Annotated in this window: 22 protein-coding genes; 15 read left to right on the top strand and 7 right to left on the bottom strand. The window is 63.9% G+C overall.

The window, feature by feature from the left end; all coding sequences use genetic code 11:
* Positions 1 to 124 precede the first annotated feature (124 nt).
* Positions 125 to 691: a pseudouridine synthase gene (locus I9018_RS28400; protein ID WP_241110205.1), complete on the top strand. Its 567-nt coding sequence runs from the start codon at positions 125 to 127 to the stop codon at positions 689 to 691.
* On the opposite strand, the gene I9018_RS28395 is transcribed toward I9018_RS28400, so the two are convergent.
* Both I9018_RS28395 and I9018_RS28390 read right to left on the bottom strand, forming a co-directional pair.
* Complete coding sequence (locus I9018_RS28395) at positions 686 to 895, bottom strand: DUF2788 domain-containing protein (protein WP_022641176.1); 210 nt, start codon at positions 893 to 895, stop codon at positions 686 to 688. The two genes, I9018_RS28400 and I9018_RS28395, sit on opposite strands and share 6 nt — an antisense overlap.
* Positions 896 to 1033: 138 nt before the next feature.
* On the bottom strand, positions 1034 to 1513 hold the full coding sequence (locus I9018_RS28390; protein WP_068579645.1) for an Lrp/AsnC family transcriptional regulator: 480 nt from the start codon (positions 1511 to 1513) through the stop codon (positions 1034 to 1036).
* A 416-nt stretch (positions 1514 to 1929) separates the two neighbouring features.
* On the opposite strand from I9018_RS28390, the gene I9018_RS28385 reads away from it, so the two are divergent.
* Positions 1930 to 2994 carry a DUF6515 family protein gene (locus I9018_RS28385; protein WP_068579648.1) on the top strand — a complete coding sequence of 355 codons (1065 nt, stop codon included), beginning with the start codon at positions 1930 to 1932 and terminating at the stop codon, positions 2992 to 2994.
* Here I9018_RS28385 and I9018_RS28380 read toward each other — a convergent pair.
* Positions 2988 to 3884, bottom strand: a complete 897-nt coding sequence (locus I9018_RS28380) for a cation diffusion facilitator family transporter (RefSeq protein WP_068579651.1) — start codon at positions 3882 to 3884, stop codon at positions 2988 to 2990. The genes I9018_RS28385 and I9018_RS28380 overlap by 7 nt on opposite strands.
* A 22-nt stretch (positions 3885 to 3906) precedes the next feature.
* On the bottom strand, positions 3907 to 4326 hold the full coding sequence (locus I9018_RS28375; protein WP_022641172.1) for a hypothetical protein: 420 nt from the start codon (positions 4324 to 4326) through the stop codon (positions 3907 to 3909).
* 130 nt (positions 4327 to 4456) lie between these two features.
* Here I9018_RS28375 and hrpB point away from each other — a divergent pair, with 130 nt between their 5' ends.
* The gene (gene hrpB, locus I9018_RS28370) at positions 4457 to 6979 is read left to right on the top strand and encodes an ATP-dependent helicase HrpB (protein ID WP_124347302.1); all 2523 of its coding nucleotides are present in this window, start codon (positions 4457 to 4459) and stop codon (positions 6977 to 6979) included.
* A 369-nt stretch (positions 6980 to 7348) separates the two neighbouring features.
* On the opposite strand, the gene I9018_RS28365 is transcribed toward hrpB, so the two are convergent.
* Complete coding sequence (locus I9018_RS28365; protein ID WP_124347303.1) at positions 7349 to 7618, bottom strand: hypothetical protein; 270 nt, start codon at positions 7616 to 7618, stop codon at positions 7349 to 7351.
* A gap of 35 nt (positions 7619 to 7653) precedes the next feature.
* Between I9018_RS28365 and iacA the strand changes: the two genes are divergently transcribed.
* The 7 genes from iacA (at position 7654) to I9018_RS28330 (ending at position 13296) form a co-directional block, all read left to right on the top strand.
* Entirely contained in the window at positions 7654 to 8823 is a 1170-nt protein-coding gene (iacA, locus tag I9018_RS28360) for an indole-3-acetate monooxygenase (RefSeq protein WP_124347304.1), read from the top strand.
* Between the two features lie 18 nt (positions 8824 to 8841).
* A complete protein-coding gene (locus I9018_RS28355) occupies positions 8842 to 9204 on the top strand; it encodes an IacB protein (RefSeq protein WP_241108090.1) in 363 nt (120 codons plus the stop codon).
* 61 nt (positions 9205 to 9265) lie between these two features.
* Positions 9266 to 10540 (top strand): aromatic ring-hydroxylating dioxygenase subunit alpha, encoded by a 1275-nt coding sequence (locus I9018_RS28350; protein ID WP_124347306.1) that lies wholly within the window; start codon positions 9266 to 9268, stop codon positions 10538 to 10540.
* Between the two features lie 14 nt (positions 10541 to 10554).
* Positions 10555 to 11031, top strand: a complete 477-nt coding sequence (locus I9018_RS28345) for an aromatic-ring-hydroxylating dioxygenase subunit beta (RefSeq protein WP_124347307.1) — start codon at positions 10555 to 10557, stop codon at positions 11029 to 11031.
* Between the two features lie 10 nt (positions 11032 to 11041).
* Positions 11042 to 11782, top strand: coding sequence for an SDR family NAD(P)-dependent oxidoreductase (locus tag I9018_RS28340; RefSeq protein ID WP_241108089.1), 741 nt, complete (start codon positions 11042 to 11044; stop codon positions 11780 to 11782).
* A 45-nt stretch (positions 11783 to 11827) separates the two neighbouring features.
* On the top strand, positions 11828 to 12787 hold the full coding sequence (locus I9018_RS28335; protein ID WP_241108088.1) for a PDR/VanB family oxidoreductase: 960 nt from the start codon (positions 11828 to 11830) through the stop codon (positions 12785 to 12787).
* Positions 12788 to 12798: 11 nt separating this feature from the next.
* Positions 12799 to 13296 (top strand): flavin reductase, encoded by a 498-nt coding sequence (locus tag I9018_RS28330; protein WP_185698285.1) that lies wholly within the window; start codon positions 12799 to 12801, stop codon positions 13294 to 13296.
* 29 nt (positions 13297 to 13325) lie between these two features.
* Here the strand turns inward: I9018_RS28330 and I9018_RS28325 are convergent, their stop codons facing one another.
* Entirely contained in the window at positions 13326 to 13805 is a 480-nt protein-coding gene (locus I9018_RS28325) for a MarR family transcriptional regulator (protein WP_241108087.1), read from the bottom strand.
* 197 nt (positions 13806 to 14002) lie between these two features.
* Between I9018_RS28325 and I9018_RS28320 the strand changes: the two genes are divergently transcribed.
* Complete coding sequence (locus I9018_RS28320) at positions 14003 to 15127, top strand: amidase (RefSeq protein ID WP_241108086.1); 1125 nt, start codon at positions 14003 to 14005, stop codon at positions 15125 to 15127.
* A 41-nt stretch (positions 15128 to 15168) separates the two neighbouring features.
* Entirely contained in the window at positions 15169 to 15687 is a 519-nt protein-coding gene (locus tag I9018_RS28315; RefSeq protein WP_241108085.1) for a nuclear transport factor 2 family protein, read from the top strand.
* A 40-nt stretch (positions 15688 to 15727) separates the two neighbouring features.
* Here the strand turns inward: I9018_RS28315 and I9018_RS28310 are convergent, their stop codons facing one another.
* Positions 15728 to 16699 carry a helix-turn-helix domain-containing protein gene (locus I9018_RS28310; protein ID WP_241108084.1) on the bottom strand — a complete coding sequence of 324 codons (972 nt, stop codon included), beginning with the start codon at positions 16697 to 16699 and terminating at the stop codon, positions 15728 to 15730.
* Between the two features lie 161 nt (positions 16700 to 16860).
* Between I9018_RS28310 and I9018_RS28305 the strand changes: the two genes are divergently transcribed.
* Genes I9018_RS28305 through I9018_RS28295 form a run of 3 tightly spaced genes read left to right on the top strand, consistent with a single transcriptional unit; the run spans position 16861 to position 19789 of the window.
* A complete protein-coding gene (locus I9018_RS28305) occupies positions 16861 to 17859 on the top strand; it encodes a nitrilase (protein WP_241108083.1) in 999 nt (332 codons plus the stop codon).
* Positions 17856 to 18896 carry a phenylacetaldoxime dehydratase family protein gene (locus I9018_RS28300; RefSeq protein ID WP_241108082.1) on the top strand — a complete coding sequence of 347 codons (1041 nt, stop codon included), beginning with the start codon at positions 17856 to 17858 and terminating at the stop codon, positions 18894 to 18896. The genes I9018_RS28305 and I9018_RS28300 overlap by 4 nt, the downstream gene beginning before the upstream one ends.
* 20 nt (positions 18897 to 18916) lie before the next feature.
* Entirely contained in the window at positions 18917 to 19789 is an 873-nt protein-coding gene (locus tag I9018_RS28295) for a transporter (RefSeq protein WP_241108081.1), read from the top strand.
* Positions 19790 to 20134: the final 345 nt, after the last annotated feature.

Genomic DNA, 20134 nt, shown 5'->3' with positions numbered 1-20134 from the left:
GCGATCAGGCCACTAGCATGGTCGGTCCTGATCGCTGAATGTTCCCGTCTCTATGTCTCGTCCGCCTCGTCCTGCTTCCCGCCGCCCCGGCGCGAAGCCGTTTTCCGCATCCCCCGCCAAGCGCGTGGCCAAGGCGCCGCCCGCCGAGCCACGGTTGATCCTGTTCAACAAGCCGTTCGATGTGCTGACCCAGTTCAGCGACGGCGAAGGCCGGGCGACGCTCAAGGATTTCATCGCCATCCCCGGGGTCTATCCCGCCGGGCGCCTGGACCGCGACAGCGAGGGCCTGTTGCTGCTGACCAACGACGGCCAGTTGCAGGCGCGTATCGCCGATCCCAAGCACAAGCTGGCCAAGACCTATTGGGTGCAGGTGGAAGGCGAGCCCAGCGCCGAGCAGTTGCAGCGCTTGCGCGACGGCGTGGAGTTGAACGACGGCATGACCTTGCCAGCCCAGGCCCGGCAGTTGGAGGAGCCGCCGCTGTGGCCGCGCAATCCGCCGGTGCGTTTTCGCAAGAGCGTACCGACCAGCTGGCTGGAGCTGGTGATCCGCGAAGGGCGCAATCGCCAGGTACGGCGCATGACGGCGGCGGTGGGCTTGCCGACCTTGCGCCTGGTACGGGTGCGGATCGGTGACTGGACCCTGGATGGCCTCGATCAAGGCCAGTGGAAGGAAGTGCCGGCGCGGCTATAGGGCGCCGGTTTCGATCAGGCCGATCACCACGCTCTTGATGATGAACGCGGCCACGCCAAGACCCAGGACGAAGAACAGGATGAACGAGCCGAAACGTCCGGCCTTGGATTTCTTGGCCAGGTCCCAGACGATGAAACCCATGAAAATGATCAGGATGCTGACCAGGCCAGTCATCATCCATTCTTCGAATACTGCTGGATCCATCGATCATCTCCAGTGCAGGCAGGATAAAAAAGCCGGGCGAGTATACGCCAAGCGACCTGGGCCAGGCATTGATCTGCGTGCGTTACGTCGCCACAGCGACAATCGGGCGCAGAGCCTGGCCTAATCCGCCGGTGGTCGTCAGTTGCGCAGGTGGGTCAGGGGCAATTCGGTGCTATTGAGCACCTGGTTGAGCACGAAGCTGGAGCGGACGCTGGTGACCCCTTCGATGCGGGTGAGGTGGCCCAGCAGCAGCTTCTGGTAGTGATCCATGTCCGGTACCACGACCTTGAGCTGGTAGTCGGCGTCGATCCCGGTGACCAGGCTGCACTCGAGCACCTGGGGCAGGTTGCGGATCGCCGCTTCGAAATTCTCGAAGCGTTCCGGGGTGTGCCGGTCCATGCCGATCAGCACATAGGCCGTCAGGCTCAGGCCGAGCATCTTGCGGTCCAGGAGCGCGACTTGGCGCGAGATGTAGCCGTCGTCTTCCAGCTGCTTGACCCGGCGCGAGCAAGGCGAAGGCGACAGGCCGATGCGTTCGGCCAGTTCCTGGTTGGAGATGCGGGCGTCGCGTTGCAATTCCGCCAAAATGCTCAGGTCGTAGCGGTCGAGTTTGCTCATTGTTCAGGCCTTTGTCTTAACTATTGCGTCGAATTATCTGTCTTGGGTTAAAAATTGCGCAAGAGTTGTTTTTGAAAGCAATCTTCGCAATCCCCTGTCGCAGGCCCAAGCCTATGCTTATCACCAGAATCACTGCCCGGACATAGAGTCCACTGCGGCCCGCCGAATCAGGCCTGCCGCGGCCGCCAACCCCACAGGGTTGGGCAGGCCCCCGGGCTGCACCCTGTCCAGAAGACGGAGTGAGGTGAGCCGGTGCCACAAGCGCCGAGCACGGACAAAATCTCAAGGGGTGGCCGACGGGCCGCCCTTTTTTATTGCCTGCGAAATAAGTTTCGTGACTGATAATCTCTAGCAGAACCGCCCTGGGCTTTTGCCAGTCTTATGTTCAGGTCCCCCAATTCGCAGTGAGGAATAGCATGAAGTCGCGCATCTGGCGTATGGCAGGTGTTGGTGTGTTGTGCGTGAGCGTCAGCGCGCAGGTGTTCGCCGATGAGCGAGACGAGAGGCGCCCTCCCCAGCAGGGAGAGCAGGCCGGGGGCCAGCGCGAACATGCTCCTGAAGGCCGCAGGGAGAACAACCAGGGCCATCCGGCGTACCAGCAGCCCCCGCAGCAACCCCGTGTGCAGAACGAAATCATCCGTGGCGACAACAGCCGTCAGTTCGAGCGCAGCCCTCAACATCAGGAAGGGCAGTGGCAGGAACGCCCCCGCCATGAGGCCGAGCAGCAGGGGCGGCCAGCGCCACAACCGGCCCCGAACCTGCCGATCCAGCCGCGCCCGGATACTGTGCGCCAGACCCAGGAGCCACAACGTGGCTATTACCAGGACATCCCCCGGCGCAACGATTACAACCCGCATTGGCAGGCCGGCAATCCGGGTTGGCGCCCAGACAATCGCCACCCCAATGACAATCGCTGGCCGGGTCGTCCTGACGGTCGTGGCAACGGTTGGGGCCCGGGGCCGCAATACCGCCCGGGTTATGTGATCGACCGTTTTCCCGAGCGCAATTTTCGCGTGCCGTATCGTGGCCACGACTACTTCTTCTCGGGTGGCTACTGGTATCGCCCCCAGGGCACGCGCTATGTGGTGGTGACCCCGCCCTATGGCATCCGCGTGGGCTACCTGCCCGATTACGCGCGTGAAGTGTGGATCGGCAGCGCGCTGTTCTTCCTTGCCGCCGGTGCCTACTACACCTATGAGGCCAACACCCAGGAGTACGTGGTGGTGGAGCCGCCGGCAGGCGTCGCGCCACCTGCGCCGCAACCGGTTGGCAATGGCTATGACGTCATGGCCTATCCGGTCAACGGCCAGCCGCCGCAGCAGGTCGATCAGGACCGCTATGACTGTTATCGCTGGGCGGTGCAGCAGAGTGGTTTCGATCCGGCCAGTGTGACCTACCAGCCGGCGCCCGAAGTGGTCCAGGCCTATCGCCAGGCCCAGGGCAATTGCCTGAGCTCACGGGGCTACCAGGTGACCTACTGAGCCCTGGCGGCCTTGACCACTTCCTGCGGGTCGGCGTGCACCAGCACTTCGGCCCGTGGATAGGCGGCGTGGATTGCATCGGCGGCCTGGTCGCTGATGCCGTGGGCCACCCTCAGGGTCAGGTCGCCGGGTAGCTCCAGGTGCAGTTGGACGAACCAGCGGCTGCCGGAAATCCGCGTCCGCAAATCATGCGCGCCCAACACTCCAGGTACTGCGCAGGCCAGTTCCAGCATGCGCTGGCTGACCTCGGGAGGGAGTTCTTCGTCCATCAGCACCGAGAAGCTTTCCCGGGCGATCTGGATCGCGCTCCAGAGGATGTACACGGCGATCCCCAAGCCGAACCAGGCGTCCACCTGCTGCCAGCCGAAGGCCGCCAGGGCCAGGGCCAGGAGGATGCTGCCGTTGAGCATCAGGTCGGAGCGATAGTGCAGTGAGTCGGCCCGTACCGCGTTGGAGCCGGTGGCCCGGATCACCCGATGCTGCAACACCAGCAAGGCGCTGGTCAGCACCAGCGACAGGACGATCACCCCGATGCTCAGCCAGGGCGCCCCGACCGGTTCCGGGTGGTGCAGGCGCTCGACCGCCTGGAAGGCGATCAGCACCGCGCTGCCCGCGATGAACAGGGCCTGGGCCATGCCCGCCAGGGACTCGGCCTTGCCATGGCCATAGCGATGGTCATCGTCGGCCGGGCGCAGGGCGTAGTGCACGGCCAGCAGGTTGAGCAGCGAGGTGAAGCCGTCGAGCACCGAGTCGGTCAGGCCGGCGAGCATGCTCACCGAGCCGCTGAGCCACCAGGCCACGGCCTTGGTCAGGATCAGGATGCCGGCCACGGTGACCGAGGCGCGGGTGGCTAGGCGTAGGAGGCGAGCGTGTTCCGGGCTACCGATCATGGGGTTTCCTTGTGTGGCGCGTTCAAGCGGCCGGTTGCAGTCCGTACAGGGCCAGTTGTTGCACGCTGCCCTTGTGCTGGATCAGGCGTGGATCGTCCAGTGGGAAGTGGCCCCCCAGTTCCTGCTCGAGGATGGCCTGCAACTTGCGCTTGTCGACTGTACCGTCGGCGCCGATGGCCTGCTGGAGTTTCTCCGGTGCGACCTGTGCGGTCTTGCCCGGCTCCAGATAGATGGCGCCAGTGGCGAAATCGACACCGAAGGCGATCAGCCCCGGGATCACGTAGAACAGCAGGCCCACGGCATCCAGCGCCACGATCACCGGATCGATCTTGCCGTCGATCTGGCCGCGCCGATCAGGAAAGAAGATCGAGCCGCAGGCGGTGAGCTGGGTCAGCAGGGTGGTCACCAGGATGCCGCCGATGACACGGTGGGGAATACGCATGGATATCTCCTAACAGGCATGAAGGCCCGGACAAATGGTGCGGTGGGGCGAGTCTTGTCGATCAGCACTCAGACCATGATCAGCCCCGGGCAGTTCGCCGTTATACTCGCGCCTCTGTTTTGGAGCCAGCATGAAATCCTTGCCGATCGATGAAGTTTTGCCTGCACTGCGTGACGCCTTGGCGACACGCCACGAAGCGGTGCTCGAAGCCCCGCCCGGCGCCGGCAAGACCACCCGCGTGCCCCTGGCGTTGCTGGACCAGGATTGGCTGGCCGGGCAAACCATCCTCATGCTCGAACCCCGGCGCCTGGCCGCCCGTGCCGCCGCCGAGCGCCTGGCCAGCGAACTGGGGGAAAAGGTCGGGGAAACCGTGGGCTATCGCATCCGCCTGGACAGCAAGGTCGGTCCGCGTACCCGTATCGAAGTGGTCACCGAAGGCATTCTCACCCGGCGCCTGCAGGACGATCCGGCCCTGGAGGGTGTCGGCCTGCTGATCTTCGATGAGTTCCACGAGCGCAGCCTGGATGCCGACCTGGCCCTGGCCCTGAGCCTCAATGGCCGCGAACTGTTCCGTGACGAGCAACCGCTGAAGATCCTGCTGATGTCGGCGACCCTGGAGGGCGAGCGCTTGTCGGCGTTGCTGGACGCTGCGCCGATCCTGCGCAGCGAGGGGCGCATGTTCCCGGTGGCCCAGCGCTGGGGCCGGCCGTTCCAGCCCGGGGAGTTCATCGAGCCGCGGGTGGTGCAGGCGGTCCTGGAGGCGATCCATGATGAGAGCGGCAGCTTGCTGGTGTTCCTCCCGGGCCAGGCGGAGATTCGCCGGGTGCACCAGCAATTGAGCGAGGCCTTGGGCGAGCGGGACGAGATCCTGCTGTGCCCGCTGCATGGCGAGCTGGAGCTTGCCGCCCAGCGCGCCGCCATCGATCCGGCGCCACCGGGCAAGCGCAAGGTGGTGCTGGCCACCAACATCGCCGAGACCAGCCTGACCATTGACGGGGTGCGGGTGGTGGTGGATGCCGGGCTGGCGCGGGTGCCGCGCTTCGATCCCGGCAGCGGCATGACCCGCCTCGATACCCAACGCATCTCCCGGGCCAGCGCCACCCAGCGTGCCGGTCGCGCCGGGCGGCTGGAGCCAGGGGTGTGCTACCGGCTGTGGTCGGCGGACCAGCAAGAACAACTGGCCGCCCACGCCAGCCCGGAGATACTCCAGGCCGATCTGGCTGGCCTGGCGTTGCAACTGGCGCGCTGGGGCGTGGCGCCAGACCAGCTGGCCTGGCTGGATGCGCCGCCCAGCGCAGCCTACGCCCAGGCCCAGGACCTGTTGATGCGCCTGGGCGCGCTCGACGGGGAAGGCAACCTGACCCGTCACGGCCAGGCCATGGCCGAGTTGCCGGCCCACCCGCGGATCGCCCATCTGTTGCTGCGTGGCCAGTCCTTGGGGCTGGCGCCGATGGCTTGCGATGTCGCGGCCTTGCTTGGCGAGCGGGACATCCTGCGGGGCGCCGACGCCGACCTGCACAGCCGCCTGGTGCTGCTCTCGGGTGAGGCGCGGGCTGCCCGTGGCGCCCAGGGTGGCGTGCAGCGGGCCCGGCAACTGGCGCGCCAATACCGCGGCTACCTGCGCGGCCAAGCCGATGCGGCGGTAGCCGATCCCGAGCATCCACGCTGGCTCGGTGCCTTGCTGGCCCTGGCCTATCCCGACCGGGTGGCCCAGCAACGGCGCCCGGGTGGCGCCGAGTACCGCCTGGCCAATGGCCGTGCGGCCCTGTTCAGCGAGCCCGACAACCTGATGAAACAACCCTGGCTGGTGATCGCCGACCTGGGCAGCCGCCAGGGCCAGCGTGAGGAGCGGATCTACCTGGCTGCGGATTTCGATCCAGCGCTGTTCGAAACGGTGCTGGCCGAGCAGGTGCGTAACGTCGACCAGTTGGACTGGGACGAGCGTGAAGGCCTGTTGCGGGCAGAAAGGCAACGCAAGGTGGGCGAACTGGTGCTCAGCCGCGAGCCGCTGCCGGGCCTGGATGAAAGCGCCCGCTGCCTGGCCCTGGTCCAGCTGGTGCGGCGCAAGGGCCTGGAGCTGTTGCCCTGGACCGCCGAGCTGCGCCAGTGGCAGGCCCGGGTGGCCCTGTTGCGCCAGCTGGAACTGGCCGCCAAGGCTGAAAGCCAGTGGCCGGATGTCAGCGATGCGGCCTTGCTTGAGGGGCTGGAACACTGGTTGGCACCGTACCTGGGCAAGGTCTCGCGCCTGGCCCACTTCGCCAACCTGGACCTGGCCGGCATCCTGCTCGGCTTGCTGCCCTGGCCCTTGCCCCAGCGCCTGGACGAGCTGGCCCCGCAGCACCTGAAGGTGCCATCCGGCTCTTCGATCCGCCTGGACTACAGCGAGCAGCCGCCGATTCTCGCGGTGCGCCTGCAAGAGTTGTTCGGCCTGGCCGAAACCCCACGCATCGCCGACGGCCGCCAGGCGGTCAAGTTGCACTTGCTGTCCCCCGCCCGCCGCCCGGTGCAGGTGACCCAGGACCTGGCGAACTTCTGGCGCAGCACCTACGCCGAGGTCAAGAAGGACCTCAAGGGGCGCTACCCCAAGCACTACTGGCCGGATGATCCGCTGATCGCCGAAGCCACCGCCCGGGCCAAGCCCAGGGGGACCTGACAGGCCGCCCCGAAGCCTCCGCCGAACAGCGGGGGCATCGCAAGCCGTCCTGCCCAGCCATTTTTCGTCACTGCCTGGCCTCCTCCCGTCGACAGCGGGAGCGGTTCGTGCTGCCTGTTTTTTACCAATGCCTTTAAAGGTGATCGTTGCGCACGATTACCTGCGGCGGTGTTTCGCCTCGATATCCGCTGGGTCACCTGGAAAACATCCTGATTGTCCGCGGCTCACGGCTATCGACAAGGAGGATTTTGCTTGGAATTTAATGGATATTTCATGTTTATTTGCTTGTGAATAAATAACATTTAGGAATTTGTTTTAAGCTTTTTATGCGATTTTTGAACGTGGAAGGGTCAATTAATTTGATTTAAATCAATTGGATAAGTATTTGCCGTGATCCTGGTGGTTATCTTGAAAATATTTTTCGGTACTTTTACCGTGAATATTCAATTGACATTTCATGTAAAAAATCACGATTCTTGGCCATCGGCACCCATAACAAGAGAGACAGCCCATGCCGCCTTGCTCGATCCATGCCCCTGCGCACGCCTGGCGCTTGCCTTCGGCCAGCCCTGACATCTCTCCAGCGGTTTTCGCTGGTGCCCATCCTTGCTGCGCAAGCGGCGTTTTCCCTCCTGCCATCTAGTACTCAACCGCACCTGAGACGGAGAAAGTCCATGGATTCGCTTTGCCTGCATTCGGCGCCTGCTTCGGCGCTGGCCTCCGGACCGGCCTTCGAGGCCTTGCTTGAGACTATTCGTGATCGTGCCCGCCTGGGAGAGTTCGATCGTCAGCGCCATATCTCCCGAGACGTGATCGACGGCTTCAAGGCCCACGGTGTCTACCGTGCCCTAGTGCCCCGTCGATTCGGCGGGTTGGAATGCTCGCCCGGGGAGTTCTGCCAGATGATCGAGCGTATCTCCCACGCCGATGGTTCGGCGGGCTGGGTGGCCAGCTTCGGCATGAGCCCGGTGTACCTGGCGGCGCTGCCCCTGGCGACCATCGCCCGAATCTATGGCGACAACCCCGATACGGTATTTGCCGGAGGTATCTTTCCACCGCAACCGGCTGAAGTGGTGGCGGGCGGCTTCAGGGTTAACGGGCGCTGGAAGTATTCCAGCGGTTCGCTGGGCGCCGATATCGTCGGTGTCGGTATCGCTCCGTGCCACGGCGACAAGCTCGACCTGCCGCGCCTGGCCGTGCTGCCCAAAGCTCAGGCACGTATCGAGGAAACCTGGGACACCGTGGGCTTGCTGGGCACGGGCAGTCATGACCTGGTGGTGGAGGACGTGCGGGTGGACGAGGACTGGACATTCGTCCGTGGCGGCCTGCCCAACCTGGACGAGGCATTTTTTCGTTATCCATCGCTGGCCTTCGCCACACAGGTACTGTCGGTGGTCGGCCTGGGAGTCGCCCGTGCCGCCCTGGACGAGTTGTCGGCCATGGCCAGCGGGCGAATATCGGTGACTGGGGCCCCTGCGCTCGCCGACCGTCCGCTGGCCCAGGTAGACGTGGCCAAGGCCGAGGCGGCGCTGCGTTCGGCCCGGGCCTTCTTCTACGAATCCATCGAGCGCGCCTGGGACCATGTGCTGGCTGGTGATCCTGTGCCGCAGGAGGCCACCAACCTGCTGCGCCTGTCTTCTACCCATGCCACGCGCATCGCCGCTGAGGTGGCGCGCAACGCACAGATGCTCTCCGGTATGACCGGCATCTACCACGACAGCCCCCTGGCTCGCTGCGTCAACGACGCCCAGGTGGTCACCCAGCACGCCTTCATGGGCGATGTCACCTATCAGAACGCCGGAGCGATGTTCTTCGGCAAGCAGCCCCTGCCGGGCTACCTGTAACCCTCGAGGAGAAATCCCATGAGCAACCGGAAGACCTTGCGCGTGCTGTTCTGCATGGGCATCAACCAGAGCTTCTTCGATGCGCCGCGCGAAGAGCAGCTCCAGGTATGGGCGGCCTTCAGCGCGATGTGGAACGGTATCCACGATCTGCCTGGAGTGAAGGTACTGGGCAACATGGATGACGACCAGGGCATGGTCGGGCCGTCCGACGGTTATCCCTGGACCACCTACCTGTTGGCCGATGTCCCGGATATCGAGACCGTGCACGACGCCTGCAACCTGTTTCGCACCACCTCAGTGGGCCAGGGACCCTACAAGCTGTGGCGCTACGCCAAAGTCGAGGCGCGAATCGGTCGCGAGTTGGTGATCCAGCGTGCCTGAAGTCCCCCGAGCCCCTCTACAACGAGAATGCCCAGCCTTCGACGCTGGCAAGGAGTACGCCGTGAACAACCTGATTCCAGCCGTCAACCTGGCGCTCGATCCTGCCGGGTTGGTGCAGGACGACCGCGTCCATACCTCCATGTACACCGATCCGGCGTTGTTCGATGCCGAACTGGAAAAGATCTTCTACAGCACCTGGGTCTGGGTCGCCCATGAAAGTGAAATTCCGGACGCCGGCAGCTACAAGAGCACCTACATCGGCAAGCAGCCAGTGATCGTGGTGCGGGATCGCAAGCAGGCCATTCACGTCCTGCTCAATCGCTGCCGGCATCGCGGGGCCACGGTCTGTGAACACAAGAAGGGCAAGACCAACAGCTTCGTCTGCCCCTATCACGGCTGGGGTTATGCCCTTGATGGCTCGCTGCGGGGCATTCCTCAGCCAGAGAGCTATGGCGAATGCCTGGACAAGTCCGAACTACCGCTGGTCAGCCTACGGGTGGAGAGTTATGCCGGCATGGTCTTCGCCACTTTCAAGGATGGCATTGAGCCGCTGGAGGACTTCCTCGGTGCGGCGAAGAAATGGATGGACCTGTTCATGAAGCAAGGTGCCGGCTATGGCATCAAGGTACCCGGTGAGCATCGTTTCCGTTTTCCCGGCAACTGGAAAATCCAGCTGGAAAACACTACCGACGCCTATCACTTCCCCCTGGTGCACAAGAGTTTTTTGTCCTCGGTCGACGAGCAGACCCTGAAACTGTTCGACTTCGCCGAAGGTCCGGGCTACGTCGAGGACCTGGGCAACGGGCACAGCGTGATGGTGATGATTCCCGATTTGGTGGACCTGGAGGCCGACCTCGACAAACCCATCCCCGAGCGCTTCGCGGGCCTGGCCGCCGAGCTGCGTGACGAGGGCATCGACGAACCCCAGGTGCGCCGCATCGTTCGAGCCGTGGGCGGCTCGGGTTTCAACCTCAACCTGTTTCCCAACATCGCCTGCTCGATGGCTTTTTTCCGGGTGCTGCAGCCGATCTCGGTGACCGAGACCGAGATCCACCATGCCGTGATCACCATGGACGGTGGACCGGCCTCGGCCAACCGTTATCGCCTGCGCCTGCATGAGCACTTCCAGGGGCCGCTGGGCTTCGGCACTCCGGACGACTCCGAAGCCTGGGAGCGTGTGCAGAAGGGCGCCAGCGCCGGCGAAGACCTGTGGATCATGCTCAACCGTGGCCTGCCGGGCGAGAGACCCAGCGCCGATGGCCTGGTTTCGGACGTGAGCGCCGAGACCGGTATGCGCGCTGCCTACCGGCAATGGAAAAAACTGATGTCGGCCTGAACCTGGAGAACCCCATGAATCTGCAACTGCTGCAAGAAGTGAGCGCTTTCATCTGGCAGGAAGGCGACATGCTCGACCATGGCGAATACGAAGCCTGGCTGGCGCAATGGACGGAAAAAGGCACCTACATCATTCCGATCAGGCCCGGGGAAGGCGACTACGAGAACAGCCTCAACTATGCCTATGACGACCACCACATGCGCGGCCTGCGGGTGCAGCGCCTGGTCGGCGGCGAGTCGATCTCCACCAGCCCGCGGCCACGCACGGTGCGCACGCTTTCGCGCTTTCGGGTGCTTGACGATGACGGCGACCAGGTCACGGTGCGCTGTGCGCAGAACCTGCGGGAGTTCCGCAAGGACACGCTCAAGCACTACAGCGCCGACCTGACCTACACCCTGGTCAGGGCCGAGGGCGGATGGCGCATCCAGCGCAAGGTGATCAGCCTGATCAACAGCGACGATACCCTCGCCGGTATCGGCTACATCCTTTGAGGGGGCGGCCATGAACCAAGTCGCATTGGTAACCGGTGCAGGCCAGGGGCTGGGCCAGCGTACCTGCGCGCGCCTGTTGGCGGCGGGCTTCGATGTGGTGGTCAGCGACCGTGACCTGGAGCTCGCCAAGGCTAGCGTCGCACAGTTGCAAGGGGCGGGCGGACGGCTGCTGGCACTTGAGCTGGATGTCGGCAGCAAGGCCGACTTCCAGCGGGGCCTGGCCCGGGTGCTGGAGCATTTTGGCGCCTTGCAGGTGGTGGTCAACAACGCCGCCGTGACCAGGACCACACCACTGATGCAGATCAGCCCCGAGGAGTTCGATGCCGTGGTTGGGCTCAACCTGCGCAGCGTGTTCCTCGGTTGCCAGGTGTTCGGTGCGTACCTGGCCGAGGCCGGCTACGGCCGGATCATCAACATGGCTTCCCTGGCCGGGCAGAACGGCGGTACCGCCACGGGCGCGCATTACGCGGCTAGCAAGGGCGCGATCATTACCTTGACCAAGATCTTCGCCAAGGAATTCGCCGCCCGTGGGGTCACCGTCAACGCCATTGCCCCAGGGCCCATCGATTCGCCGGCGGTGCACGCGGCGATTCCGGCCGAACGCATCGCCGGCCTGCTGGCTGGTGTCCCGGTGCAGCGCCTGGGGGATGCGGACTTCGTCGGCGACCTGATCGCGCAGTTGGCGCGGCCCGAGGCCTACTTCACCACTGGCGCCACCTGGGACGTGAACGGCGGCCTGTTCATGCGTTGATTTTCCGGGGCGCCAGTTCGCCTTGTCGTGATGAGGAATGCGGTCATGAATGAACAGTTACTGAAGGTCGTCGTGCGCAAGCGCGAGCTCCAGGGGCACGATGTGGTCGTCCTCGACCTGGGGCATGTCGACGGCGCGACGCTGCCGGCATTCGAGGCGGGGGCCCATGTGGATATCCACATCGCTCCCGGCCTGGTGCGCCAATATTCGCTGTGTGGCGATCCGGCCGATGGCGCGGTATATCGCCTTGGGGTCCTGAAGGACCCGGCGTCACGGGGCGGTTCGCAAGGCGTGCATGAAAGCCTGCTCGAGGGACGCGAAGTGCAGATCAGCATGCCCCGCAACCTGTTCCCTCTGGCGCCGGGGGCCGGGCGCAGCATTCTGCTGGGAGGCGGGATCGGCATCACGCCGATGATCGCCATGGCCCATACCCTGCATCTGCGGGGAGCCGACTTTAAGCTGCACTATTGCGCTCGCTCGCGCAGCCGCAGTGCCTTTCTCGCGGAACTGGCCAGCGCGCCGTTCGCCGATCGCGTACAGACTCATTTCGATGACGAGAGCCTGGAGCAGCGCCTGGATCTGGCGCGGGTGCTGGGGCCTGGCGCGGTCGGCACCCACCTGTACACCTGCGGCCCGGCGGGCTTCATGGACTGGGTGATCGCCGGCGCCCGGGAGCGGGGTTACGCCGAGGACCATATCCACAAGGAATACTTCCAGGTGACGGTGGATACCCGCGGCGAAGACTTCGAGGTGGTCGCCGCCCGCAGCAACAGAAGCGTCCGGGTGGCCGCCGGCCAGAGCATCCTCGATGCCCTGGCCCAGGTGGGGATCAAGATCGAGATTTCCTGTGAGCAGGGGGTATGCGGAACCTGCGTGTGCGAGGTGCTCGAAGGCGAGCCCGATCACCGCGACGTGTACCTGACCGATGAAGAGAAGGCCGCCAACGACCAGATCCTGGTGTGCTGTTCGCGGGCTCGATCGAAAAAACTGGTGCTGGATATCTGAGGGCAACGAGCATGGTAGACGTAAACCAATTTCGCAACGCGATGGCCCTGCTCGGTGGCGCCGTGACGGTGATCACCACCGATGGTCCTGCCGGCCGCTTCGGTTTCACCGCCTCGGCGGTATGCAGCGTGACCGATGTGCCGCCCACCCTGCTGGTGTGCATGAACCGTTCTTCGTATTCCAACGCCCAGTTCAAGGCCAACGGCGCATTATGCGTGAACGTCCTGGCCGGTACCCACCAGGCGTTGTCGGGGGCTTTCGCCAACAAGGCATTGAGCATGGAGGAGCGCTTTGCCGCCACCGACTGGACGGTGCTGGAAAGCGGCGCGCCGGTAATGCAGGAGGCCCTGGTGAACTTCGATTGCCGTATCGCCCAGGTGCACGAGGTGGGGTCCCACAGCATCTTCTACTGCCAGATCCAGGGCATCCGCCACGGCGCTGGGGATGATGGGCTGGTGTACTTCAACCGGGCCTACCACCGGGTGTGCGAGGCCTCCAAGGCCTGTTGAGGCTCGGGAGCGTCGTGCGCCGATGGTAGCTACAGGCTTTCCAGATTGTGGAACACCACTTCCAGCATATGGTTCAGCCGCTGCACCTGGGCCTGGGTCAGGCCCTTGAAGCTGCGCTGGAACAGTTCATGGGTGATGTCCTGCATGCGTTCGACGGCGCGCTGGCCGGTCTCGGTGATGCGTACCTGGGTGACGCGGCCATCCTCAGGGCTGGGAGCGGTGTCCACCAGGCCATCGTCCTTCATGCGGTAGACGATCTTGGTGATGGTCGACAGCTTGGCGATGGCATGGGTGGAAATCTCGGAAATGCTCGATTCGCCGTTTTCCTTGAGGATCCACAACACGCGCCAGCGTGGCACGTCGAGATCGACCTTCTTGAGCAGGCGCTCCATGTTCTGGGTATAGCGGCCGTGGGTCCGGGCCAGCCAGTAGAACGGGAAGTCTTCCTTGCGAAAGTCGCTGCTGGCAGGGTCGTGGTGGGGCTGACCGGGGTTCTTCGAGTTGTTCATCGATTCACTGCTTGTCCGTGGAGGGCCGCGCCATCATAGCCAGTTCGAGGTTCTGTGCCATATGGCGCGAACAGCCTGGTATAGGGCTGGGGGAGTGCGACGATTTTACTGGAATATTCAGTTGATTGTTCAACTAGTCGTCAGGGGAGCCTGTGGCTAAGGAGCTGCAGGCCGATCCTGAAAAAAGGGGGGTGAAAATGACCATCATAGTTGAGTCACTGGACCTGGGCGGCAGCGGCCCCCGGGTCATGATCAAGGACACCATCGATGTCGCCGGCACCGCCACCCGTGCATCCAGCCGGGCCCTGGAGCAGGCGCCGCTGGCCGAGCGGCATGCCGAGGTGGTCGAGCGCCTGCTGGCCGCCGGTGCTCGCCTGACCGCCAAGGTGAGCCTGCACGAACTGGCGTTCGGCACCACCGGTATCAACCGTTACCTGGGCACGGCGGCCAATCCGCGGTTCCCGGGGCGCATCCCCGGTGGCTCTTCCAGCGGTTCGGCCGCCGCGGTGGCCGCCGGCCTGGCGGATTTCAGCCTGGGCACCGACACCGGGGGTTCGATCCGGGTCCCGGCCTGCTGCTGCGGGGTGTACGGTCTCAAGCCGACTTTCGACCGGATCAGCCGCCGGGGCGTGCTACCAGCGCGCAGCAGCCTGGATTGCGTCGGCCCCCTGGCGGCGAGCCTGCCCATGCTGATTCGCGCCATGGGCATGCTCGACCCGACCTTCAGCGTGGCCCAGGTGCCGTCCCAGGCCCGGGTCGGGGTGTTGCCGGTGCCCGCCGCGCCGGCGATTCTCGAAGTCGTCCAGCACACGCTGGCGGCCAGCGGCCTGACCTTGCTGGATGTCGAGCTCGAGCATTTTGCCGCGGCCTATGACGCGGGCCTGGTGGTCATCAATCGCGAGACCTTCGAAGGCTGCGGCCACCTGCTGGCCAGTGGCCTGGTGGGCGCGGACGTTGCCGACCGACTGGCGGCCGCCGGCCAGACCAGCGATCAGGCGCTCGCCGAGGCTGAAGAGGTGCGCCGGCGCTTTAGCGCCGAGGTCGACCGTGTGCTGGCCAGTTGCGATGTGCTGGCCTTGCCGACCATGCCCGACTTTCCCCTGCGCGTGGAGGAGGCCGCCGATACCCGGGCGGTGCTGGGCATGACCTCGCTGGTGCGACCGTTCAACCTGTCCGGGCACCCGGCGCTGAGCATTCCGTTGGGCAGCGCGCAAGGCTTGCCGGTGGGCTTGCAATTGGTGGCGGCCAAGGGCGCGGACGCCAAGCTGCTAGCGGTGGCGCAGCGCCTGTTGCTCGGCATCCATGACGCCAGTGGGCTTTGATCCTGCTGCGTTGCATTCCTGGTACTGATTACGAGGTCAACATGCCTGATATTTCCCAGTTGCAGGCCCGGCTGCAGTTCTTCGAAAACCAGCAGGCGATCAGGGCCTGCATCAATCGCTACATGACGTTGTGCGACAGCCTCGATGCCGATACCCCCCTGGATGAGCTGGCTGGCCTGTTCACCTGTGAGGCGGTCTGGGAAGGCAAGGGTGTCCGGTACGCCACAAGCTTCGGTGGTTACCGTGGTCGCGAGGCAATCCGCGCAATGTTCGCCACCTATATGAGGACCCCGGCGCACTTTGCCTTGAACGCACATTTCCTGGCCAGTGAGGTCATTGAGGTGGAGGGGGATGAGGGGCGTGGTAGCTGGATGATGTTGCAAGCCAGTACCTTCGCCGAGGGCGCCTCGCACTTGAATGCAGCCAGGTTGACGGTGTGCTTCGCCCTGGAGGAGGGGCATTGGCGGATCGCTCACTTCCAGACCGAGAACCTGTTCAGCCGGCCGACGACGGCCTGGAACAATGATGCGCCGCTGCCGGTTCCGGGGCAGGCTGGATAGCCTTTTTTCGGTAGCTCCATTTTCAGTTGCTATCCATGAGTCAGCCCAGGGGCGTGTCGATGCCAAGCATGGCGGCATGTCGGAAGTCCCTGGCGCTGCAACCGAAGCGTGCTTTGAACACTCGGCTGAAATAGGTCATGTCGGTGAAACCCGAGCGATAGGCCAACGTGCTGATCAAGACGCCTTGCTGAGAGTGGCTGCGTAGCTGGTCGGCACAGGCTTGCAGGCGGGTACTGAGCAGGAAGCGCCCGAACGAGGTCCGCTCATCCTGGAACAGGCTGTTGATGTAGCGCGACGTGACGCCGAAGGCACCAGCGACACCGGCCAGGGACAGATCGCTGTCCGCGAGGTTGGCCCTGACATGATTCTTGATGCGATAGAGCAGGGACGTACGTCGCGCGGAGGGCTGGACGATCCCCTTGCCGCGTTCGGCCAGGACCGTGGCCAGTAGGTCCAAGCCCTGATGGGTCAACCGGCGCCTGGTTTCGACGTCGATGCTGTCATCGATCCCGGCCAAACCGGTCAGGTAGTCGAAGGCCAATCGGGCCACTGGGTCTTTTCGTGACAGCGACAGGGCGGTCAATTGCTCGATGTTACTGATGCGCTCGCGCAGGACCTGATAGGGAATTTGCAATACGGTCTGGCGAAAGTCCCCGCAGAAACGCAGCTCATAAGGCTGGCGAGTGTCGTAGATCGCGAAGTCCCCTTGTTCCAGAAAGGCCTCGCGACCGTCCTGGATAACCTGTGAGTACCCCTCCTGCGCCAGGTTGATCAGCACATATTCATCCGGGCTGCGCGCAATGCAATGTTGATTGCGACGCACCTGCTGGCTGCTGGCGCGAATATCGACCACGGTCAGTCCATCCAGGTCATGGGCTTGCAACTGCCCATCGAAATCCACCCCCGCACCAATCTGGCACTCCAGCGGCACGAAGGTCGCGCACACCACTTCCTGCCAGAAGGCTTGGCGCTCATGGGGCTTGATATCGCCGGTATCGAATCGAGTGAGCATGGCTTGATGTCACGCGGTAAGGGAGAAGCTGGAGCTGGAATGCAATTCGAAGGCCAAAAATGGCAGTTCCCTCGCAGTCAAGCATCGCTTCCCTGAGGTCCTAATACTGCACTTGGGGCGGCGCTTAACCTCTGGCCATCACTCAATGGAGGTCAAGCCTCATGCAAGCGAAGATCAAGGTTGCCTGTGTCCAGGCGGCCCCGGTTTTTCTCGATCTGCAAGGTACGGTGGACAAGACCCTGGCGCTGATCGAGGAAGCGGCCAGCCAGGGTGCTCGGCTCATCGCCTTTCCAGAAACCTGGATCCCTGGCTATCCCTGGTTCCTGTGGTTGCAGGCGCCGGCCCACTACATGCCGCTGGTGCAGCGCTACCACCAGAACTCCCTGGTACTGGACAGCGAGCAGGCCAGACGGATCAGCGCGGCAGCGCGCCAGCACGCCATCCACGTGGTGCTGGGCTACAGCGAGCGTGATCACGGCTCGCTCTACATCGGCCAATGGTTGATCGATGATCAGGGACACACTCTCGGTATCCGGCGCAAGCTCAAGGCCACCCATGTGGAGCGGGTGCTGTTCGGGGAAAGCGATGGTTCCTCCCTGGCCACCTTCGACAGCCACCTGGGCAAGCTGGGGGCGTTGTGCTGCTGGGAGCACCTGCAACCACTCAGCCGTTATGCGATGTACGCCCAGCACGAGCAGATTCATGTCGCCGCCTGGCCGAGCTTTAGCCTCTATCGGCGTGGCACCGCGGCACTGGGGCCGGAGGTCAACCTGGCGGCTTCCCGGCTGTACGCCGCCGAAGGCCAGTGTTTCGTGCTGGCGTCCTGCGCCGTGGTGACCCCGGACATGCTCGACCTGCTCTGCGCCACCGACGAGCAGCGCGCGCTGCTGGAAGCGGGTGGTGGTCATGCACGGATCTTCGGCCCCGACGGTGCGGACCTGGCAAGTCCCCTGGGCGAGCATGAAGAAGGCATTTTGTATGCGACGCTGGATCCTGCCGCGCTCGTCGGCGCCAAGCTCGCGGCCGATCCGGTGGGGCATTATTCGCGGCCCGATGTGACCCGGCTGCTGTTCAACCGCAATGCCTATACCCCCGTGGTGGAGTGCGACGGCAGCACCCTTGGCGAGGTTCTGGGTCAGGCAGCGGAGGAAGTCTTGTGAGTATCGAATCGGCTATTCCCGAGCACCTGGTGTGTCCGCGCCTTGAACCGGTCAATACCCCGCGCGATTACCAGGCACCGTTTCCGGCCTGGACCGCTCGTTTCACCCCCCTGGTGAAGCAGGTGGTGATGGCCTGTTTTGGCGTCCAGGCTCCTACGGTCCTGGGGTTGGAGAGCCTGGCACCGTATACCAAGCGGTTCGCCCTGGCGGATGGACCGTTGTACTGGGACCCGGCGCAATGCCAGGACGCAACGGGCGCGTATAACCTGGTGGCCATCGCCTATTGGGCCGATGTGGCCGCTTTCGAGCGTTGGCGGAGCAACAGCGGATTCGATCAGTGGTGGCAGGCGCCGGAGCGGGACACCGAGGCCATTGGCCGCTTCGTCGAGATCGTGACACCGGGCCAGGAATGGTTCGAGACGCTGTTTTCTTCGCCAGATGGCGTCGAGGGTATTGCCCATCTCGCCAGTGGAATGAGTGGCGTGGTCCGTGAGCACGGCTATTGGGGCAGCGCCCGGGATCGGCTGCCTCGGGCCCAGGTGGACAAGTTGCTCGGGGAATGTGGCGAAGTGCCGTCAGCGGCCGAGGCCGGCGCTCGGGTTCGGGTGCCAGGACGAGAGAACCTGTGCCTGATCCGCTCCGGCCAGGATTGGTCGGCCACCTCGCAGCAGGAGCGGGAGCTCTATGTGAGCGAGATCCAGCCGGTGTTGCGTGCCGGGATGGATTTCCTGAGGGACGAGGGGCGTAGCATCGGCTGCCGCAGCTGTCGTCTGATGCAGGTGCTGGATGCCTGCTCCGGTACCCCGCTGGATAAGAGCTTCGGGCTTGTGCATTTCGAGGAGCTGGCCCAGCTCGAAACCTGGGCCAGGTCCCATCCGACCCACCTCGCCATCTTCGGGCGCTTCATGCGCTACACCCAGGCGCTCGATTTCCAGATCGCGTTGCGGCTGTACCACGAGGTGGCGATCATTCCTGCCAGTGCCCAGTGGTTCGAGTACATCAACTGCCATGGCCAGACAGGCCTGCTACGTGGCTGAACCTCAGGTGGGTGCGACCAATGAACAAGTCCAAGATGGCGTTGTGCTGCCTGCCGTTTGCCTTTGCCGAAACAGTCTGTGCCCAGGAAACCGCACCGGGCGACTACGAGCCGGTGCCAGCGGGCAAGACTGCGTTGTTGATGTACTACCAGCATGCCCGGAGCTCGTCGTTCTACCGTTCCGGCCACCAGATCTCGGACGATTTCCGCCTGCGCTCCGAGATGGGCCTGCTGCGCCTGGTGCAGTCGGTGCCGTTGAGCGACGGGCTCTATTGGGAGCCCCAGGCGATCCTGCCTTTCGGCCACTTGCGTACAGGGGGCGATGCCCGGGTACTGGGGAATGAGTCGGGGGTGGGGGACTTGAACCTGGGGTCGGTGGTCAAGATCCGCCTGCCCACCCGCCATGGCGACATGCTGGGCCTGGGGGTGTTTGTCCAGGCGCCCACCGGGAGCTACGACCGGGACGATGCCCTGAACCTGGGGGAAAATCGCTGGCGCCTGATGCTGCAAGGCGCCTACGTGCATCACTTCGATGAACGCTGGTCGCTGGATACGGTGGCCGATGTCAGCGGGTTCAGCCGCAATGATGACTTCGGTCCGAACGGCTCGACGCAGAGGCAGAAGGCCCGTTACGAATACCAGGCTTTCCTGCGCTACCAGTGGGCACCGGCCACCAGCCTGGGCATAGGCGGCGGATATGTCACGGGGGCGCGTAGCTCGGTGGCCGGTGACGACCAGGACGATGAACTCAGGACCTCCTATGCACGCCTGACCCTGACTCACTTTCTGGTGCCTGACGTGCAGGTCCAAGTGCAATTGGGTCGCGACATGGCGGTGGAGCAAGGCTTCAAGGAACGCGGGCGGCTGAATCTGCGGTTGGTGAAGCTGTTCTGATGCCGGGTGTCGCTTTGTCTGAAACCAGAAGAGTTATTTAAGGTTCGTCTTGTTTTCGGTGAAGAGGCGAAGGGGAAAACCGATACCGTCCTGAACAGGTTGCGCGTGTCTGGTGGCAATGGTTGCGATGTCGGCCTGCTTCTTCGCCAACCAGGCTTCTGCCGCCCTGGACCTTGATCCCTTGAGCAATGGCTAGAGCGGTTGTTCCTATATCGACAACGGCAATGGCCCCCGGGCTATAACTGTCACTATCGACCGGAAAGCGGCCAAGGGACACGACCTTTGATGTCTCCACCGACAAGACCGCCAAGGGCGGTATCTACAGCGACACGCTGACTTTCACCA

The sequence above is a fragment of the Pseudomonas sp. MPFS genome (assembly GCF_022537035.1).
Taxonomy (GTDB): domain Bacteria; phylum Pseudomonadota; class Gammaproteobacteria; order Pseudomonadales; family Pseudomonadaceae; genus Aquipseudomonas; species Aquipseudomonas sessilinigenes.
Note: the sequence above shows the minus strand (reverse complement) of the source record. Positions and strands in the feature narration are given on the sequence as shown.

Excerpts from the sequence above, each read along its gene's own strand:
- hrpB (WP_124347302.1), top strand. The coding sequence starts at position 4,457 with ATGAAATCCTTGCCGATCGATGAAGTTTTGCCTGCACTGCGTGACGCC.
- I9018_RS28295 (WP_241108081.1), top strand. The coding sequence starts at position 18,917 with ATGAACAAGTCCAAGATGGCGTTGTGCTGCCTGCCGTTTGCCTTTGCC.
- I9018_RS28365 (WP_124347303.1), bottom strand. The coding sequence starts at position 7,618 with ATGGCAGGAGGGAAAACGCCGCTTGCGCAGCAAGGATGGGCACCAGCG.
- I9018_RS28340 (WP_241108089.1), top strand. The coding sequence starts at position 11,042 with ATGAACCAAGTCGCATTGGTAACCGGTGCAGGCCAGGGGCTGGGCCAG.
- I9018_RS28390 (WP_068579645.1), bottom strand. The coding sequence starts at position 1,513 with ATGAGCAAACTCGACCGCTACGACCTGAGCATTTTGGCGGAATTGCAA.
- I9018_RS28385 (WP_068579648.1), top strand. The coding sequence starts at position 1,930 with ATGAAGTCGCGCATCTGGCGTATGGCAGGTGTTGGTGTGTTGTGCGTG.
- I9018_RS28355 (WP_241108090.1), top strand. The coding sequence starts at position 8,842 with ATGAGCAACCGGAAGACCTTGCGCGTGCTGTTCTGCATGGGCATCAAC.
- I9018_RS28395 (WP_022641176.1), bottom strand. The coding sequence starts at position 895 with ATGGATCCAGCAGTATTCGAAGAATGGATGATGACTGGCCTGGTCAGC.
- I9018_RS28330 (WP_185698285.1), top strand. The coding sequence starts at position 12,799 with ATGGTAGACGTAAACCAATTTCGCAACGCGATGGCCCTGCTCGGTGGC.
- iacA (WP_124347304.1), top strand. The coding sequence starts at position 7,654 with ATGGATTCGCTTTGCCTGCATTCGGCGCCTGCTTCGGCGCTGGCCTCC.
- I9018_RS28310 (WP_241108084.1), bottom strand. The coding sequence starts at position 16,699 with ATGCTCACTCGATTCGATACCGGCGATATCAAGCCCCATGAGCGCCAA.
- I9018_RS28320 (WP_241108086.1), top strand. The coding sequence starts at position 14,003 with ATGACCATCATAGTTGAGTCACTGGACCTGGGCGGCAGCGGCCCCCGG.
- I9018_RS28305 (WP_241108083.1), top strand. The coding sequence starts at position 16,861 with ATGCAAGCGAAGATCAAGGTTGCCTGTGTCCAGGCGGCCCCGGTTTTT.
- I9018_RS28335 (WP_241108088.1), top strand. The coding sequence starts at position 11,828 with ATGAATGAACAGTTACTGAAGGTCGTCGTGCGCAAGCGCGAGCTCCAG.
- I9018_RS28325 (WP_241108087.1), bottom strand. The coding sequence starts at position 13,805 with ATGAACAACTCGAAGAACCCCGGTCAGCCCCACCACGACCCTGCCAGC.
- I9018_RS28315 (WP_241108085.1), top strand. The coding sequence starts at position 15,169 with ATGCCTGATATTTCCCAGTTGCAGGCCCGGCTGCAGTTCTTCGAAAAC.
- I9018_RS28345 (WP_124347307.1), top strand. The coding sequence starts at position 10,555 with ATGAATCTGCAACTGCTGCAAGAAGTGAGCGCTTTCATCTGGCAGGAA.
- I9018_RS28375 (WP_022641172.1), bottom strand. The coding sequence starts at position 4,326 with ATGCGTATTCCCCACCGTGTCATCGGCGGCATCCTGGTGACCACCCTG.
- I9018_RS28380 (WP_068579651.1), bottom strand. The coding sequence starts at position 3,884 with ATGATCGGTAGCCCGGAACACGCTCGCCTCCTACGCCTAGCCACCCGC.